The 18,685-nt window shown below is 71.1% G+C and carries 7 protein-coding genes and 1 pseudogene; 3 read left to right on the top strand and 5 right to left on the bottom strand.

The features are described 5' to 3' along the window. The first annotated feature begins 19 nt into the window (after nucleotides 1–19). Nucleotides 20–6,796, top strand: coding sequence for a beta-ketoacyl synthase N-terminal-like domain-containing protein (locus ACZ6S6_RS24515; RefSeq protein WP_469706941.1), 6,777 nt, complete (start codon nucleotides 20–22; stop codon nucleotides 6,794–6,796). Between the two features lie 280 nt (nucleotides 6,797–7,076). Here the strand turns inward: ACZ6S6_RS24515 and ACZ6S6_RS24520 are convergent, their stop codons facing one another. From ACZ6S6_RS24520 to ACZ6S6_RS24530, 3 genes and pseudogenes are all read right to left on the bottom strand, one after another. Further along, complete coding sequence (locus ACZ6S6_RS24520; RefSeq protein WP_469706942.1) at nucleotides 7,077–7,511, bottom strand: Imm1 family immunity protein; 435 nt, start codon at nucleotides 7,509–7,511, stop codon at nucleotides 7,077–7,079. Between the two features lie 571 nt (nucleotides 7,512–8,082). After that, a pseudogene (locus tag ACZ6S6_RS24525) lies at nucleotides 8,083–8,334 on the bottom strand (RHS repeat-associated core domain-containing protein); the annotation flags it as partial. A gap of 9 nt (nucleotides 8,335–8,343) precedes the next feature. Beyond that, nucleotides 8,344–8,826 (bottom strand): NUDIX hydrolase, encoded by a 483-nt coding sequence (locus tag ACZ6S6_RS24530; RefSeq protein ID WP_469706943.1) that lies wholly within the window; start codon nucleotides 8,824–8,826, stop codon nucleotides 8,344–8,346. On the opposite strand from ACZ6S6_RS24530, the gene ACZ6S6_RS24535 reads away from it, so the two are divergent. After that, nucleotides 8,804–9,046, top strand: a complete 243-nt coding sequence (locus ACZ6S6_RS24535) for a hypothetical protein (protein ID WP_469706944.1) — start codon at nucleotides 8,804–8,806, stop codon at nucleotides 9,044–9,046. The two genes, ACZ6S6_RS24530 and ACZ6S6_RS24535, sit on opposite strands and share 23 nt — an antisense overlap. A 112-nt stretch (nucleotides 9,047–9,158) precedes the next feature. After that, nucleotides 9,159–9,374 carry a hypothetical protein gene (locus tag ACZ6S6_RS24540; RefSeq protein ID WP_469706945.1) on the top strand — a complete coding sequence of 72 codons (216 nt, stop codon included), beginning with the start codon at nucleotides 9,159–9,161 and terminating at the stop codon, nucleotides 9,372–9,374. 134 nt (nucleotides 9,375–9,508) lie between these two features. On the opposite strand, the gene ACZ6S6_RS24545 is transcribed toward ACZ6S6_RS24540, so the two are convergent. Continuing rightward, nucleotides 9,509–11,779: a UvrD-helicase domain-containing protein gene (locus ACZ6S6_RS24545; protein ID WP_469706946.1), complete on the bottom strand. Its 2,271-nt coding sequence runs from the start codon at nucleotides 11,777–11,779 to the stop codon at nucleotides 9,509–9,511. Then, complete coding sequence (locus ACZ6S6_RS24550) at nucleotides 11,776–18,567, bottom strand: DEAD/DEAH box helicase (RefSeq protein WP_469706947.1); 6,792 nt, start codon at nucleotides 18,565–18,567, stop codon at nucleotides 11,776–11,778. The genes ACZ6S6_RS24545 and ACZ6S6_RS24550 overlap by 4 nt, the downstream gene beginning before the upstream one ends. Nucleotides 18,568–18,685: the final 118 nt, after the last annotated feature.

The raw sequence follows: 18,685 nt of genomic DNA on the forward strand, positions 1-18,685 counted from the left end.
CCGTGAAGTGAGACCCGTTATGCGTTTCGAACCGATCGCCGTCGTCGGGCGGGGCTGTGTGCTGCCCGGCGCGCTCGACCCGGACACGTTCTGGGCGAACATCGCCGCCGGCCGCATGAGCCTGTCGGCCGCCCCGGCAGGCCGATGGCGGCTGCCGCGACGATGGGCCATGGGTTCGGTGGACGACCACCTCGACCGCACCTGGACCGATGCCGGCGGTTACGTCCACGGGTTCGAGGCCGTCTTCGATCCGGGCGGCTTCCGGATCGCTCCGGAGCGGATCGCCTCGCTGGACCCGCTCTTCCACTGGGTCCTGTACGGGGTGCGGCAGGCGCTCACCGAGGCGGGCCGCTCGGGCCCACTGCCGCGCGGGGGTCTGGTGCTGGGGAACCTGTCGTACCCCACACACACCGGGGCGGCCTTCGCCGAACACGTCTGGCTGTCCGCGCAGCGGCCCCCGCTCCGTGACGCCCTGCTGACGGGTGAGCGCCGTGCGCGCCCCGACGCCCGCAACCGCTTCTCCTCCGGGCTGCCCGCCCGGCTCGCGGCCCGCGCGCTCGGGCTCGGGGCGGGGGCGTGGTCCCTCGACGCCGCCTGCGCGTCCTCGTTGTACGCGATCAAGCTGGCGTGCGACCGGCTGCACGACGGCACGGCCGACCTGATGGTGGCCGGTGCGGTCAGCCGCCCCGATTCCCTCTACCTTCACGTGGGGTTCTGCGGGCTGTCCGCGACGAGCCGCACGGGGCGCAGCCGTCCCTTCCACCGGGACGCGGACGGGCTGGTGCACGGCGAGGGCGCCGGGTTCGTCGCTCTGATGCGGCTGTCCGAGGCCCGCGCCGCCGGTCTGCCCGTGCTCGGCGTGATCCGCGGTGTGGGGCTGTCCAACGACGGGCGTGGTTCCGGGCTGATCAGCCCGTCGGAGGAGGGCCAGGTACGGGCCGTACGCCTGGCGTACGACGTGGCGGGCGTCGCTCCCGAGTCGGTGTCGCTCATCGAGTGCCATGCGACGGGGACTCCGGTCGGGGACGCGGTGGAGGCGCGCGGCATGGCCCGGGTCTTCGGGGCGGGTGACGACGTGCCCATCGGTTCGGCGAAGTCGAACGTCGGGCACCTGCTGGCCTCGGCGGGCGTGGCGGGGCTGCTGAAGGTGCTCGGCGCGATGCGTGCGGGGGTCCGCCCGGCGACGCTCGGCGCGGAACGGCCGCTGGACGTGCTGACGGGCACGCCGTTGCGGGTGCTGACCGCGCCGGAGGAGTGGGTGGGGCCGCGCAGAGCGGCGGTGAGCGCCTTCGGATTCGGCGGGACCAACGCCCACGTGGTCGTCGACCCTCCGGACGACGCTCCCCTGTCCGCCGTACCCCGGCCGGCGCGCGGCCGGGTGTCCGCCGTACGGCGTGGCGGACCGGCCGCCCATGCGCCGGCCCCGGATCCGGCACCCGACGCGCCGGGCGCCCGTACACCGGTGGCGATCGTCGCCGTCGGTGCCCGGGTCGGCGAGGGGACGTCCGCCGAGGACTTCCGCCGGGCGGTGCTGGGCGGTGAACGGCGCGGTCCCGTAGCGGAGATCGCCGTGGAACTGACGGACCTGTGCTTCCCGCCGCTGGCCCTGGAGCGCGCCGTTCCCCATCAGCTCCTGGTGCTGGAGGCGGCCCGGGAGGCCGTACGGAAGGTGCGCCTGCCCCGCGAGCGGACCATGGTGGTCATCGGAACCGGGGTGGACCCCCAGGTGGCCCGCGCGGGTGCCCGCTGGCGGGTGCCGTACTGGCTGGAGGAGTCGGGGGTGCCCGTCACCGGCCCGTCGGCGGATGCCGCTCGGGAGGCGTTCACTCCCCCGATGACGGCGGAAGGCGTGGTGGGCAGCATGCCGAACCTCGCGGCGAACCGCATCAGTACCCAACTGGATCTGGCGGGGCCCGGGTTCACGGTGTCCGCGGAGGAGGCGTCCGGGCTGGTCGCGCTGGAGATCGCGGCTCGGGCCATCCGGTCCGGGGAGGCCGACGCCGCTCTCGTCGGTGCCACCGACCTGTCCTGCGAGGCGGTCCACCGGGCCGCCCTGCGGGAGCTGGGCCGCGAGGACGAGCCGGGGGACGCGGCCGTCGTCCTGGTCCTCAAGCCCCTGGACGCCGCGCGCGGAGACGGCGACACCGTCATCGCCCTGCTGGACGAGGACGAGGACGAGGGGGACGCCGACGAGCCCGACGTGGTCATCGGCGACGGCCCCGACGCGGTGTTCGATCCGGCGTCGGCCTTCGGGCGTGCTCATGCCGCGTCCGGGCTGGTCTCCGTCGCGGTCGCGGCGCTCTCGCTCCAGCACCGCGCGGTACCCCGTCCGGGCGGCCTCGCGGACACCGCGGCCGTCGCCCACACCGCGCGGGCCGTGGTCACACCGCTGGAGGGGCCGCCCGCGAGCGTACGGCTGCGCGCGGGGGACGCCCGGCCGTGGCTGCGGGGCCAGGCTCCGCGCCTGCACGTCTTCTCCGGGGCCGACCGCCGGGAGGTGCTGGCCGCACTGGACTCCGGTACGGAGTCCTCGGCCGGCCCGGCCCGGCTGGCGCTCGTGGTCGACGGCGACACCACTCCGGCGGACCGCAAGGAAGCCGCCCGCCGCTGGCTGACGGAGGGCGGGGTCCGCCCGGCCGACGTGCTGTACCGGGACGGGCCGGTCACCGGGCAGACCGCCTTCGTGTACACGAACGGCTCGGCCACGTACCCGGGAATGGGCCATGAGCTGATGCTCGCCCTGCCGTCACTGGGCGAGGCTGTTCGCGAGGAGCACCGGGCGCTCGGTACGCGGCTGCGGTCCCGGGCGGAGCCCGGAGTGCTCGGCCAGATCTGGGCCGCCGCCGAACTGGCCGTCTTCCACACCGTGTTCAGCCGCGAGGTGCTCGGTCTGCGACCGGACGCCGCGCTCGGGTACTCCTCGGGCGAGTCGACGGCGCTGGTCGCGCTGGGGGCCTGGCCGGACGCCTCGGGGCTGTACGAAGCCACCCGGGACAGCGGTCTGTTCACGACCGGACTCACGGGTGAGCTGCGGGCGGTCCGCCGCTACTGGCGGCGGCGGGGCATCCAGGGCTCCCGGTGGTCGAGCTACCTGGTGGGCGCACCGCTGGAAGCCGTCCGCGCGGAGCTCGCCACGGAGGCCGCGGTCCATCTGATGGCGGTGAACGCGCCCGGGGTCTGTGTCATCGGTGGCGAGTCACGGGCGTGCGCGGCGGTCGTGGCCAGGATCGGCGCCGACCGGGCGGTCGAGCTGGACTACGACATGGCGGCCCACGCCCCGGAGTTGGCCGAGGTCCGGGAAGTGTGGCGCGAGGCCCACAGTCGTCCCACGGTCGAGGTGCCCGGGGTGCGGTTCTACAGCGGGGCCACCGGGCGGGCGTACCGGGCGACGGCCGAGCGGACCGCCGAGGCGATCACCGCTCAGGGACTCGGCACGATCGACTTCGCGGCCACGGTCGAGCAGGCGTGGGCGGACGGTGTCCGGGTCTTCGTGGAGCACGGGCCGCGGAGGCTGTGCACGGGCTGGATCAAGCGGGTGCTCGGTGACCGGGAGCATGTGGCCGTCGCGCTGGACGCCCCGGGGGACACCGGGCTGCGGCAACTGTGCATCTCGGTCGGCGAACTCGTCGTCGCCGGAGTGCCGGTGCGGGCCGACGCGTTGCTCGCCCGGCTCGCCGAGGCCGCGACGGAACTCCCGAGGCCCGGCCCCACCGTCACCGTTCCCGTGCCCCCGTCTCCGTGCCTACCGCCCCTGGAGCCCGCTGTGACCGTTCTGCCCCGGGCCCCCGAACTGGCCCCGGTACCGGACCGGGACCCCGGCCCACCCACCGACTCCGCCACCGCCCCGGACCGGGAGCCCGGCCACTCCGCCACCGCCCTGGCGGACCGGGAGCCCGGCCACTTCGCCACCGCCCTGGCGGACCGGGAGTCCGGCCACTTCGCCACCCCGGCGGACCGGGAGCCGGGCCGCGTCTCCACCCCCCCGGCCGCCGTTGCCGTGCCCTCCCCCGGGGCCGCAGGGGTCGGGGCCGCAGTCGCCCGGCAGACTCTGCGGGCCGCCGCGCTGCACCAGGAGGTCATGGCCGCGCACGCCGAGACCCATCAGCGGTTCCTGCGGGTGTCCGCGCTCGCCGTCACGGCGCTGACGGCCGCCGGCACGACGAGATCCGGGCCCGGCCCCGTTCCCGTAACGCCGCCCGGCCCCACCGCACCGCGCCCGCCCGCCGGGCCTCCGCCCCCGGCCTTCGTGCGCTCCACGCCCCGTCCGCTGCCACTGCCGCTGCCGCTGCCGCTGCCCGCTCCCCAGACGGAAGCGGCGCCCGCTCCGGCCCCGAAGCCGGGGCCGACGTTCGACCGCGTGCAACTGGAGCACCTCGCCTCCCGCGAGATCTCCACCCTGTTCGGTCCGCTCTTCGCCGAGCAGGACGGATACGCGGTACAGACCCGGATGCCCGAGCCGCCCATGCTGTTCGCCGACCGGGTCACCGGCATCGACGCGGTGCCCGCAGCACTCGCCCTGCCGGGTCCGGTCCGCACGGACGGGAGGATCTGGACGGAGACCGACGTCCTGCCCGGCAGCTGGTATCTGGACTCCACGGGGCGTATGCCGGCCGGCCTGCTGATCGAGGCGGGCCAGGCTGACCTGCTCCTGCTCAGCTGGCTGGGTGTCGACCTCCTCAACCGGGGCGAGCGCGCCTACCGGCTGCTCGGCTGCGAGGTGACGTTTCACGGCGGCCCGCCGGAAGCCGGCGACACCCTGTGCTTCGAGATCCATATCGACGGCCACGCGGAGGCCGCCGGCGTCCGGCTGGCCTTCTTCCACTACGACTGCTACGTGGACGGCGAGCTGCGGCTCAGTGTCCGCGACGGCCAGGCCGGGTTCTTCACTCCCGCGGAGCTCGCCGGCAGCGGTGGTGTCCGCTGGGATCCCGCCGAGCACGCACCCGGCGACGGCCTGCCGCTCGACCCGCCGGCCGTGCGCTGCGAATCGACCCGTTTCGGCACGGACAAGGTGCGAGCCCTGGCGCAGGGGCGGCCCGCGGACTGCTTCGGGCCCGGTTGGGAGGCGACGGCCGCCCACGTCCGCTCGCCCAGGCTCGACGAGGGCCGGCTGCGACTGCTGGACGAGGTCACCGCGTTCGACCCGGCCGGAGGGCCGTGGGGCCGCGGATATCTGCGCGCCGAAACCTCGTTGTCCCCGGACGACTGGTTCTTCACCGGACACTTCAAGAACGACCCCTGTATGCCGGGCACCCTGATGCTCCAGGGCGGTCTCCAGGCGATGGCGTTCTACCTGTCGGCCATGGGCTTCACCGTCGACCGGGACGGCTGGCGCTTCGAACCGGTCAGCGAACATCCCTCCACGGCGATGTGCCGGGGCCAGGCGACCCCGGAGGACCGGCGGGTCGTCTACGAGGTGTTCGTACGCGGCGTCTCGGCCGGTCCGGTGCCGACGCTCTACGCCGACGTCCTCGGCTCGGTGGACGGGGCTAAGGCGTTCCTGGGCCGCGACATGGCGCTCCGGCTGGTCCCCGACTGGCCGCTGTCGCACTGGCGGCACTCGGGCCCGCCCGCCGTGCAGGCCGGCGGGGACCCGGTGCCGCTACCGCGGCTCGGCGGGCTGGCCGGGCACCGGGAGGAGAAGCCGGTGGCTGTGGCGGCCGACGGATTCCCCTTCGACTACGCCTCGCTGCTGGCGTGCGCCTGGGGCAGGCCGAGCGAGGCGTTCGGCGCCATGTACGAACCCTTCGACGGCACCCGCAGGGTGGCCCGGCTTCCCGGCCCGCCGTACCACTTCATGAGCCGGATCGTGTCGGTGGACGGGCCGCAGGCCGGAATGCGGGAAGGCAGTGTCGTCGTCGCCGAGTACGACGTCCCCGACCGGGCGTGGTACTTCGAGCAGAACGGTGGCCGCTCCATGCCGTTCGCCGTCCTCATGGAGATCGCGCTGCAACCCTGCGGGTGGCTCGCCTCGTACGTGGGCAGCGCGACGACCAGCGAGACGGACCTGCTGTTCCGCAACCTCGACGGGTCGGGCACAGTCACCGGCGAGGTCACCCCGGCGACGCGCAGGGTCCGTACCAGGGCCGAACTGACGCGTGTCTCGCGCAGCGGAGACATGATCATCGAGTCGTTCCGGGTGACGTGCACGGCCGACGGCGCGCCCGTGTTCGAACTCTCCACGGTCTTCGGTTACTTCCCTCGGACGGCCTTCGACGACCAGCAGGGTCTCGCCACTTCGGCGGAGGACCGGGCCCGCCTCGACGAGCCCTGCGGCCTCACGGTCGATCTGACCGCCCGTCCCGCCCGGTACTGCGCCGGGGAACCGCACCTGCCGGGCCCGATGTTGCTGATGCTGGACCGGATCACGGGTTACTGGCCGGACGGGGGAAGCGCGGGACTCGGCCGGCTGCGGTCGGAGAAGGACGTATCCCCGGACGCCTGGTTCTTCCGGGCCCACTTCTTCCAGGACCCGGTGCAGCCCGGCTCGTTGGGCATCGAGGCCATGTGCCAACTGCTCCAGTACCACCTGCTCGAAAGCGGCGCGGCCGACGGCGTCCCCCAGCCCCGGTTCGAACCCGTGCTGCCCGGCCGCGAGGCAGCCTGGACGTACCGCGGCCAGATCACCCCGGCCAACCGGCTGATCCGGGTGGACATGGACATCGTGGAGAGCGGCACGGACGTGCGGGGGCCCTATGCCGTGGCGGACGCGTCGCTGTGGGGCGATGACATGTGCATCTACCGGGTGCGGGGGCTGGGTATGCGCGTGGTGCCGGGGGCAGCGCGGGTGCCGTGACGCACGGCGTCCGGCATCCCGCGTACTCCGAGGACGGGCACTTCGGCGGCGTCGAGGGGTGTGCTGCTCCGGTGATAACGGCCAGGGTGGAGCCGGTGGTGGCTTTGCGGACGTGGAGTCGGCGGGTGATGCAGCGGTGTAGTTCGGGAGGCAGCCCGGTCCTGGTCGCGCAGAATTCCAGGCCTTCGAGGACCTTGGGGGAGCCTGTAAATTGGAGGGCGGAAATCCACTATCGCACTAACGCACTACCGAGTTACCGAGTTACGGAAAGTGGAGATTACTAGATTTCCGGCTCCTCCCAAGCAACACATTCCGGACGAAGTCCTCCAGAGGAAAGGAATTCCTTCGCTGCTCGACGCACCAAGGCGAGGGGAATTTTTGCGGCGGCAGGAAATTCTGTTCGATTTCCCGCGACGAAATATGCGACCTCCGCTTCAGCATTTCCCGAAGATCCGACCGAGACGAAGTTCTTTTCATCCATGAAGCTGAGAACTCCAACCTGCCGGCCCTGGTCGACGCCCACCATGAATTCGTGATCCGGAAATCCGGACGGCAGAAGCTCACGCTCCAAGCTGTGCAGAACGGCCAGGTTTTCGAATTTCGACCCCGCCGCCAAAGCGTCGATCAGGGCATCGACATCTTCAGGAGTCCGAAGCACCGCCGGCTCGTCTGCATGCTGTTTGCGACAGTACGCCTGAACGCGATTTTGTGTCACTTTCCACCCATCCCTGCTCTGCCACTTCCGTAGGTCCATGACTCGTAGCCACCCTGGCCGTCCAGCCAATGCACCGTGATCCCCCTTTCGTCTAGCACCTTATTCAATACTTGATCACAACCCAATGGCCGCCCGTATGGCCCATCGGGATTCTTAATTACGATCTCGGCCTTTTCATATCACCCCGAATCATGATCGCGGACATTTTCTGTTCAGCGTCACCGCACGAGCCGAGGCCCGGCCCTTCATGATACCCACCTCTCCAAGTCGTGCATTGGCACTCCCCAGCTGGCCCTTGTCGAGTCGCTTATTTTCACCGTGAAGGGAATAATTACTGCCATCGGCGGCAACTTCGAGCACATTCAGTTGGCCCACCCTCCTTAAAGGGCTTTCATTTTATTACTTCCTTCAATCCCTTCAGCACTTGCGCAGAATTAAACGCTTCACCCACGCGTGCTGCATTTACTAGAAGACGAGTTGCCCCGGGGGTCCAGGGCATTACCTGGTCGTTGTACTCGACAATCTCACAAGGGCCATCGACCTGACACGCGACTGTGGTCTTGGGTGGGTTGCGACCGAGGTCGGCGTCATATTCGCGGGCGCCAAAATGGGTGAGGCCGCTGCTCTTGGTGTCGTCGGTGCCGCCGACGAAGCCATTTGTCCCGGGCCAGGTGTCGGATTCCGCGCCACGTATGCCTCCGAAGCGAAGGGCGCGACGCTGGGTGATGGCAAGGTCGGTTGCTTGAATGGCGAGTTCGCCGGTGCCGTGTTGGTCGGCGATGGTGAAGGCGAAGGTGCCGTCGTCATTGCGGATGGCTGCCTGGCTATCAGCCTAAAAAGCAGGCCCGACCAGGTAATCCCGCACCGGCCCGAACACCCCCGGGATCCATCGCTGAAGCTCGGAGGACGGCACCCAAGCCACCTCCGCAACCTCCCGTGGCGATGCGACCTGAGCTTCGCCCGACAGCCATTGGCACACCACGTAGGCCACCCTCCTGCCGGTGGCTGGGTGCACCCGCTCACCCAGCACCCGCAACGGCTCCACCACTACGCCAGCCTCCTCCAGTGTCTCCCGCGTGGCAGCATCCTCGACGGACTCACCCGCCTCGACCTTCCCCGACGGGAACGTCCAGACGAGTCTGCCAGCCGGGACCGCGCGACGGATCAACAACACCCGTCCCTGATGCGCCACCACCGCGCCCGCGATCAACCCATCCACCGAAACCTCAACTCTCCCTCTGAAAACCGCTATTGACTGCAGCGGTTCCGCCCAAGCGGACATCATCCACGGCATGGCAACCACAACCATCAGCATTCTGCCCACCGCTGGTGTGGCACTCCTTGCAGCAGCTGTCGCCGCCTACGCCGCTCGCGGCAACAGCACCCGCGCCGGCTTCGAGCTTGACCGTGCCTTCTACAACGATCTCACCTCAGGAGACACCGCCGCCTCCCGCGGCACACTTGAGTTCTACCGGCGCGGTAAAAGCAACGAAGACCCTGACAAGGTCATGTACCACTACTTCGGACTCCTCTGACAGTTCGAGCAGATCCAGGCCGGACGCCAATCCCTCAAACGCCAACGCCGCTCAATGGCACCGGCCCTGCAGCCCGCTTCCTCGACGAAATGATCGACTGGCACGTCCGCGAATGGGCTACCGCTGGATCGGCATCCGTAGCCAGCTCGAATCCGCCCGCGGCGAAGAGATCGACGACGAACACAGCCTCGACACCTTCTGCCAGCTCCTCGCGTCTATTGCCCCGGACCACTGGCAACTTAGTCGCCTGAAGGAGGTTGTCGCCCAGCAGAAGACTGCACGAGAACTGCGAGAGCGCCAGAATGGCCGGGACCACGGGCGGACTTGATGCTGCCATGATCGACAGCGACCTGGTCAGGAGAGGAGTGCGCTCCAAGGTGTTTGGTCGGCACGGGTCCCCCCGGAGCGCGGCACCACACCTCCGAGAACACCGCACATGCGCCCAACACGCAGGGAGCCGGCTCAGTTACCCCCTGCTCCCAGGGGGCGTAGGAACCGGCTGGGCTCCCCGTTCCACGAAATGGTGAGCGCGTCCCGTGCCCTGGTGGCCGCCACGAAGAGCAGCGAGCGTGCCCGCTGCAGTTCGCGCCGGTGGCGAAGACGGTCGGTCCGCTCCCAGGTGTCAACGGCCGAGCGGGGAACCAGACCCTCCGAGACGCCGGCGATGATCATGCAGCGGTACTCAAGGCCCTTGAACCGGTACATGGTGCCGACGTGCACCCCCTCGACTCCTCGTGCTCCGTCACCCGTGATCTTCGCGGCCATGATGCCGCGACGGGCGAGCCGCGTCACCACCTCGTCGGCCATGTCGTTCGTCGGCACACAGACCGCGACGGACTCGCGCGGGACGTCATGCCATGCCTGTACCTGCTCCACGACGAGATCGAGTTCCTGGTCCCAGCTGTCCGCACTCCGCAGGGAGGGGCGTCCGCCGTGCAGCACCGAGCGGTATCCGGCCAGGTCATCGGCGCCGCCGTCGAGGTCATCGAAGTAGGTCCCCTCCAGGATGCCGATCGCGGCGCCCAGGATCTCGCGGGTGGTGCGGTAGCTGAGCGTCAGTTTCGCCGAGCGACCCCGAATGTTGACGCCCAGGCTGCCCAGGGTGACCTGGTTGTCGTAGATCCTCTGGTGTGTGTCACCGACGAGGAAGATGTCGTCGGTCTCGCTGGGCGCCATGGCCCGCAGCATCTTCCAGTGTGCGGCACCGAGGTCCTGGGCCTCGTCCACGACGATGTGCCGGTAGCGGTAGCGCATCCAGGCGCCGGTCCCGGACTGCGCATGGATGTTGCCGGGGCCGCCGGTCTCCTCCTCCCGGCGGCGGCGCTCCTCGATCTTGTGCTGACGCGCCATCTCCAACTGAGCCGCACGTTCGGCAACTTGACGATGTGTCTCCAGGCCATTGACATCGAGTCGTTGGGTGTAGCGCTCAGCGAGTTGCCAGATCTCGGCACGGTCGGCGCGGCTCACGCTGCGGCCCCGCCCGGCTCGGCGGGCCAGGAAGTAGTCGGATCGCGACGTCACGGCCTGGCCGAGGATCACCTGGTTCCACTCGTCGCAGAGGAACTCGGCGTCCCAACGGCTCTCCCCGGCCTCCACCAGCAGTTGGCGCCACTCACGCAGAGCCTGTGTGTCGTCGATCCTGCGCTTGGCGTTCCCCGGGTCGGCCTCGCTGACCACGCGCGTCGCCAACTGGTCGACGTGCAGGATGTCCACACGGGCGAGCAGTTGTGGCCCGCCGAGCGAGAGAAGGCGGGTGCGCAGGTCGGCGGCGAGGTTCTTGTTGAAGGTGGTGAAGAGCACCGGCTTGTTGTGGCCGGGGGGCAGTTTCTCCACGAGGTGTTTCACCCGGTGCAGGGCGACGATCGTCTTCCCTGTTCCGGGTCCGCCGCTCACCCGGGCGGGCCCGGAGTACGTGCGTCCCACAAGCCGTTCCTGGGTGGGATGGAGAAACACCTTCCACCGGCCGAAGTCGCCCTCCTCGATGATGGAGCGCAGGGACTCGTCGTCGGTGATCACCACGGCCTGCGAGCGGTCCGCCGCCGCCTGCCAGTCCTCGCCGTCGGCGCTCTCGGGCGATTCCTCGGACGCGACCGCGACCGGCGCGGTCACCTCGTCCATGACCTGCTGGTAGGGGACTCCGTCCCGCAGCCGCAGAAGCACCTCTCCGGTGTGCCGCGGAGCGTACTCGGCGAGTCCGAGCAACTCGTCGTCCGTGGTGAGCTTGAGAGCGATCGGGATCAGCGGCTCGGCCACGCCCAGGTCGGCCAACTGCCGCGCGGTGTACGCGGCGAACAGCGGAGCCTGGGGGGCAGCGGCTTCCCGAGCCGGCTTCCGCGCGCGCTCCCTGGATCCCTCCGCGCCGAGGACGTCCTCCTCCACCACCTGGAGGTCCACGTACTCGATCGCACCCGTGATCTGGTTGATGCCGTAGGCGAACCGGTCGAGGTTGCGGTGGACGTGCCCGCGGTGTTTGACCGAGACCAGCAGCCAGTCGTTGCCTCCGAGCCGCACCAGCAGCGCCCGGTACTCGCGGTTGACGCGCGCCGACCACAGCCGCTCGTGGCCCTTCAGCGGCTTGAGGTCGAAGCCCGGCGCCTCGGGGTTCTTGCGGAACTCGTGCTGGAATTTGTAGACCGCCCCGACGATCGCCCGGTCCAGCCTGACGATCTCCTTGTCAGCCTTGTCGAGCAGGCGGAGGGTCGCGCCCGCGTTCGGCCCGCCGGTGCTGGTCATCGGTCGTGCTCCTCGTCGTCGTTCGCGGCCGTTCGGCCGTCTGCTTCGGGCGCCCCGGTCAGGGCGGCCGCGAGTTCCCCGGCGTCCCACTCCACCGCGGTCCGTACGGTCCACCCGGCTGCCGCGTACGCACGGTCACGGTCCTGTGCCTCGGCGCGTGCGGCTTCGTCCTCCCCGGGAGCCAGGACGACTCCGACACGATGGGCGGTCCAGGCCAGCTCGGCGGGCCAGGCGGCTTCGCCGAGCTCGAATCCGGCCTCGGGAGCGGGTGCCGCGGACAGCACCAGCGCCTCGACCAGTTCGGCGAGTCCGGGCTCCTCCACCAGGTAGTCGACGACTTCGTCCCACGCCGGGTCGCGCACGGATCCCGCGGCCGGAGCCGCCGGCCGCGCGGGGGCTACGGGAGAGGCCGCCGCCCCGGCTTCCTCGGCCGGCCGCTCGGGCTCGGGCCGTTGCCGCCGGGACTCCAGCCAGCCCACGCCACCCGTCACGGCCAGCTCCACCGGGTCGAAGCCCGGCAGTTGGCTGGCTGCGAGCTGGACACCGTCTCCTTCACCCTCGTTGAGGAACTGGAGCAGGTTCGTCCAGTACAGCCAGGCCTGCCACCGCCGGTGGTGGGCGTTCTCGTCACGGCCCAGCGCCTCCGGGCTGTCGTCGAGCACGGTCAGGGCGCTCCACACCGCGCCCGCCTGGCCCTTGCGCAGATCGAGGGCGACCGTCAGGGGACATCCGCTGCCGTCCTGGGTGGCCATGACCTGGACGGCGCCCTTGCCGCCCGCGAGCCGTTTGCCCGCCAGCGCCTCGGCGACGCGGTGCCCGATCTCGGGCCCGTCCGCCAGGGCCCTGCTCGTCGCGGAGACCGCGGCGAAGCCCGCCAGGGCACTTTGAGCCCGCCGCCGCCACACCCCGTGGTCGGGGGTGGTCAGGTAGCCGATCAGCGTCTCGACCGGATTCGTCCACACGAAGCGGTGCAGATCGCGCGGGTCGTCCTCATGCAGCCGCCGGTGGATGTCGGAGGCGGTCTTCTGCGCCGTGTGCTGGTACGGCACCCATACGGGATCGGCGGGAGGCTTGGCGTCGCCCGCCCAGGCGCGTACGTCGTCCCAGGTCAGCTGGAAGACCTGCCAGCCGTGCCCGGTGCGCAGCCGTGTCCGCTTGTCGGCGTCGGACGCGATGCGGTTGTGGTCGGGGCTCGCGTGGTAGCGGTAGCCGTCCAGATAGACGGCGACGCGCTTGCGGTCGTCGTCCAGGCTGCGGAAGACAACGTCGGGCACGGTGAACCCGAGGTCGGTCTGCGTCTCCATGCGCCAGCCGCTGACCGTGCCGTCCGGAGCCGTGAACCGCAGCGTGGTGTCGCGCTCGCCGTCGGGCGTCTGCGCATGACGCACGCTCACTCCGTCGAAGCCCTCGGCCCAGGCGAGGAGCCCCCGGCGGAACAGCGCCTCCAACTCACTCTCGACCTGCTGAACGAGGCTGATGTCTTGCGTCGTGCCGGTCTCCTCGATGCTCCAGGCGTCGCCGGTGCGGCCGAGGAGTTCACCGAGCATGTCCAGGGCGTGCTCGCGCGAGACCAGTTCGTACTCGCCGCCGTCGACATACCGCAGCAGGCAACGGTGGCATGCGGGACGGTCCTCCCCGACGCACGGACACCGCTCGATGACCTGGCGGGCCCGGGTCAGGACGTCGTACAGCCCGTCGGGTCCCGCCAGCCGGTGGAGATAACCGGTGCCGCCGGGCAGGGAGTCGTACAGCACGAGGAAGTGCCTACGGACGTCGCTGCCGGGCTCCGGCATCGAATCGGTGACCACCGCCAGGTGATCGGGGTCGCCGCCGTAGCTCCGGGCGATGCCCGCGAGGAGCAGTGCCTTGAAGGAGGCCAGACGCTCCTCGGTGTAGGCCGTGACCGCGGGGATGAGGATGCGCAGCGCCTCGCTGCGCAGCTCGTGCGCGAGCAGCAGCTTCACGCCCTGCTGTGCGGCGTTCGTCTCGCCGAGTCCGTCGCGCAGACGGGGGCACCACGGGCGGTGGTACTTGGTGGCCCTGGGCGGCCCGAAGGCGTCCTGCTGTCCGCCGTGCGCGGCGACGGGCCCGCCGTCGGGGTCGGCGAATCCGCAGGAGTCGCAGACCCAGAAGGGGTTGAGCCTGACCCGGCGTCCCGCGAAGGCGTCCTCGGTCCCGGTGTCCACCCGGGAGGCGCCCACGTTGATGTGCCGGATCACGGCCTGTCGGGTGAACTCCCAGCCGAAGGTGGCCTTCCGGTGCTTCCACCCCGCCTCGATGTGCTCCTGCGGGATGTCCACGGCGGGAACGACGGTGTAGTGGCGCCGCTCCCGCTCGTCGGTGTCGTCGCGTACGCGGATGTCGTCCCGCTGGTCGCGGGCCATCACCCGATGGGGTACCAGCACCTTGTGCAGGCAGCCGACATCGCCGATGGCCTGCGACTGGCATCGCGGGCAGGCGGACGAGTCCATCTCCGCCTGCCGTGTGCGGATGTGACCGCAGTCGGGACAGACGCGCCACCACAGCCACGACGGCCGGTTCGGACTGCCGATGTCGAGCCCGGTGACGCGGTGCTTGTAGCCCTGTACGTAGTAGTGGTTGCCGGGGGCGAAGTCGGTCAGGGCGAGGCGCGCCGACCGCTCGTACCTGAGCACCTTGCTGTGGTGTTCGGCCTGTCCGTCCTTGCCGTCCTCCCGCCAGACGAGGGTGGCTTCGAGTTCGGTCGCCGAGTCGACGAGGCTGTAGTTGGGAAGCAGTCCGAGGTCGACGAGCGCACCGTGTGCGGTGCTGCGGCTGATCTCACTCGCGTGCCGGGACACGGCGCGCCGCTCGGCCCGCAGCTCCTTGCCCTGCCGTTCGTGGTCCGGGTCGCCGGCCACCAGGGCCTTCAGCGCCCTGTCGATCGATTCGACCCGGTGCTGCATCTCGCCGCGCCGTTCCTCCCACCGGGCGCGGGCCCCGCCCAGGGCTGCGGCCAGGTCTCCGGTGGCGTACCCGCGCAATTCCTCGGCTGCCCGGGGGCTGACGCCCGTGCCCCGCTCCGCGTCGTACGGCGGGAACAACTCCAGGAACGCGTCGACGAGTCGCGGCCCCCCCGCGAGTGCGGCCTGCTGGAACTCCGACAGCCACGCGGACGGACCGAACAGGTCGCTGGCCAGGCGGGACATCGGGCTGAGCACGTCGCCGTCCGGCGTGAGCAGGCGCCCGGCGCCGACCAGGTCGAGGAGGTGCGCGAGGTACTGGCGGCGCAGGATCTCGCTCGCGGAGAGGAAGCAGCCGGGCGGCTGGATGTCCCCGGCGATCATCTGCCGGGGGTCGTCCAGGTAGTAGCGGTCCCGGGGGCCGCGGTCGACCATGGTCAGGAGATAGGCGTTGCCGGTGGCTCGGCCGGCCCGGCCCACCCGCTGTACGTAGTTGGCGGGCCCCTTGGGCAGTGAGCCGAGGACCACGGCCGACAGGTCACCGATGTCGATGCCGAGTTCGAGCGTCGGGGTGCATGACAGAACCTGCGGGTTGGCGTAGTGGGCCCGGACGCCCTCTCGGAACGCCTTCTCGACCGCTTCGCGCTTGGGCCGGGTGAGGGTGCCGGTGTGCTCGGCGGTGTTGATCGTGAAGACGCCCGCCTCGCGGTACATCCGCCGGTAGAAGTCCTCGGTGAAGTCCCGGCGTCGCACCCCGCTCTGCAGGTCCTGGCCGGTGCGCAGCAGTCCGCCGCAGCGGTAGCGGGGGCACGGCTGTCCGTGCCACTGGTCGGCCAGGTCGGGGTGGACGGTCTGTTCCCAGGAGCACACCGGGCAGTGTGCGCAGGCGTCGGCCACCTGGTCGTCGGCCAGCTTGCGGACCGTGACGTGGCCGGGCTGGAGGCCGTAGACGCGGGTCACCCCGTCCTTGGCGGTACGGGCGGACAGGACGCCCGCGTCGACGAGCGCGGGCAGCAGCCGTACGAGGAACGCGTTGGCCGCGTCGGGGCGCAGGCCCAGGCTTCGCCGGGTCCAGTCCTGGTACCAGCCGAGGCGGCCGGTGACCACGTCGAAGTCGTCACTGCCCTGCTTGGGGCTGCCCAGCAGGAACGCGGGCGCGGACACGCCGGGAGGGAACGCGGGCATGCCCGTTCTGCGCCCGCCCCAGACGAGCCAGCGCCGCACGCCCGCCTCGTTCAGCCAGCCGTCGAGCCAGGCGTGCCGGATGGCACCACGGGTGCGCAGCCGTTCGAGGATGCCCCGCACGTACGCGGTCCAGCGTTCCGGTCCCGGCAGGGAGCCGTCGGGCAGTGCGATCTCCCCGGGCGTGGTGTGCAGGAGTTCACGGACGATCTCGGCGACCGCGTCCGGGTCCTGGAGCGGCACGTCCGCGGCGACGGTGCGCGTCAGCTCCAGGGTGCGGCCCTGTCGGGACTTCAGGCCGAACTCCAGGACCGCCGCGAAGGCGAGGCGCTGGGCGATGAGCTCCCAGGTGGGGCGGGAGCCCTGGCTGCGCCCGGCCAGCAGGGTGTCGACCCCGCGCACCACGTGCAGGTCGGGCGGGATCACCGCGGCCTGGACGGCCTTGCTGTCCACGACGTCCGCGATGAGGTCGGCGGCGAGGTCGTTCAGGGCGATCGGTGCTTCCTCCTCGATGCGGCTGGCGAGCAGGGAGCGCAGCGAGAAGGTGTACGAGCGGTTGGCGACGTATCCGGCGCGGTGGGCGGCGTCCTGGACGGAGTCGTTGAAGAGGAGCGTCTTGTCCTCCTGGAGGTTCTTGTCGAGCTCACCGCCGGTGAACAGCTGGGTGATGGAGGCGGCGGCGAGCGCGGCGAGACCGGTACCGAGGTAGCGGATGGCGTTGAACGTACGGCAGGCGGGGCACTGGTCGCCGCGCGCGGCCCGGTCGTCGCCGAGGTCGGCCCAGACGAACGCCGCGTCGTGCAACGGCTTGGCCAGGTGCGGGCCCTCGCCGTCCCGGGGCGGGTCGAAGTCCCTCTCGCGCGACAGCGGACGGACCCGCCCGGTCTGCCCGTCGAGCACCAGCACGGTCGGCCCGCTGCGCGGTTTCTCGGTGACGAAGGCCGCGTCGTACGCCTGGTGCGGGGTCGCCGCGATCATGTTGCGCACGCGGCTCTTGTCGCGTCCGACGGATGCCCGGCGGATCTTCGTGGCGTTCATGTCCAGCTCCGCCGGATCCGCCTCCGGTGAGAGTGCCGCCCAGCCTGACCGGCCGCACTCCCGGCAGAAGACGGCGGGCAGGAACACCTGGGCGGGCGGGGGCGCGCTGTCGGCGGCGGGGGTGGCGGGGCCGTCGTGGTCCAAGGGGGCGGTGGAGCCGGAGGAGCGCGCGTCCCCTCGTCCGCCACCGGCCGTACGGGCAGCCGGCCGGCCGCCGTTGACGATCCGCTCGTCGTCCCACCGGAACTCGGCCCTCGCCGCACTGACACCGCGCAGCACCCGGGAGACGGAGCGCACCCAGTGGTGCACTTCGATCGACAGGAGCGGACGGGTGGGGCGGTCGGGGTCGCGGGCCATGGAGAGCAGGGCGACGTAGCGGGCCAGGGCCCTGGCCGCCACGGCCGGGTTCTGCTGGACCGCCACGCCCCAGTGGTAGGCGTAGCGCGGCAGGACGTCCATGATCTCGGGCATGGTGCGGGGGCGGCCGTCGAGGATCTCCAGGACGGCGGCGGTCAGTCGGTGGCGGCGCAGTTGCCGGCCGAGCTGCGCCGCGTCCAAGCCGCTCTTCCCGGTGAAGGCGGCGGCGAGTCGGTCGAGGGCGGTGGGGTCCGTGATGGGGTCGCCGATGTCCGTCACCTCGTCGGGGGACGGGAAGGGCAGCCTGAAGTCGCTGTCTCCCGCGAAGTCCTGGGCGCTGCGCCGCTCCTCCCCCACGACGGCGTCCGGCGGGAAGGGCACACCGAACACCTGCCGCGCCACGTCCAGCATCGACCCGCCGGCGCCCCCCGGGGTGCCCTCGCCCAGAGTGGCCGAGGTGGCGACGGGGCAGACCGGGCCGAGCGGCCGTCCCGGCTCGGCCAGATCCGTGACGGCGCCGAGCCGGCGCAGCAGCATGGCCACGTCGGTGCCCTGAGCGCCGTCGTAGGTGTGGAACTCGTCCAGGACGACGTAGGCGAGCGCGCTGCCGCCCGGCTCCTGCCAGAGTCGCTGGTCCTCGGGCCGCTGGAGCATCAGGTCCAGCATCTTGTAGTTGGTGATCAGGATGTCGGGCCGGGTGCGCCGGATCTCGTCCCGGTCGACCGCGATGCGCGGGTTGGCCTGCTTGAACTCCTTGGACGCCTTGTCGCCGATGTACAGCGCGGCTTGCACGCCCGCGTCCCTGAGCCGGGCGTCCCGGGGGTTGTCGAGGTGATCGTTGATGCGGTGGGCCTGGTCGGTGGCGAGCGCGTTCATCGGGTAGAGCAGGACGGCCTTGACCCCTTCCCGCCCCGCTTCGCGCTCCCGGCGGCAGTGGTCCAGGAGCGGCACGAGGAACGACTCGGTCTTGCCCGATCCGGTGCCGGTGGTCACCAGCGTGGGCCTGGCCGGGCCGTGCAGGGTGGAGAGGCGTTCCCAGGCCCGTTCCTGGTGGCGGTGGGGGTGGAAGCCCCGCGGCCACCAGGTGAGGTGTCGCTGCCAGTCGTCGCCCGCAGCCGGGCTGAAGGGGGTGCGGATGCGCAGGTACGGGCCGCGGAAGATGCCGTCGTCGGCGTGGCCGAGGAACTGTTCCAGAGCGCTGCGGGTACCTTCGTCCGCCAGTGCGTACGTCGTCGCCAGGTACTGGCTCAGGCTGTCGCGTACCTGCTCGGCGGCGAGGGTCGGTCGCACGCGTGCGTCTCCTTCGTTCCGTACTCGGTGTCCGGTGCCACCACCTGCGGCTCCGGGGCTCTACGGTAATCGCCGGTCCGCCCGCACGGACCGGGCGGGAGGCCCCACATCCGCACCG

The organism is Streptomyces sp. NPDC048671 (assembly GCF_055587045.1).

Coding starts and splice junctions, on each gene's coding strand:
- ACZ6S6_RS24545 (WP_469706946.1), bottom strand. CDS start 11,779: ATGACCAGCACCGGCGGGCCGAACGCGGGCGCGACCCTCCGCCTGCTC.
- ACZ6S6_RS24530 (WP_469706943.1), bottom strand. CDS start 8,826: ATGCTGATGGTTGTGGTTGCCATGCCGTGGATGATGTCCGCTTGGGCG.
- ACZ6S6_RS24535 (WP_469706944.1), top strand. CDS start 8,804: ATGGCAACCACAACCATCAGCATTCTGCCCACCGCTGGTGTGGCACTC.
- ACZ6S6_RS24515 (WP_469706941.1), top strand. CDS start 20: ATGCGTTTCGAACCGATCGCCGTCGTCGGGCGGGGCTGTGTGCTGCCC.
- ACZ6S6_RS24540 (WP_469706945.1), top strand. CDS start 9,159: ATGGGCTACCGCTGGATCGGCATCCGTAGCCAGCTCGAATCCGCCCGC.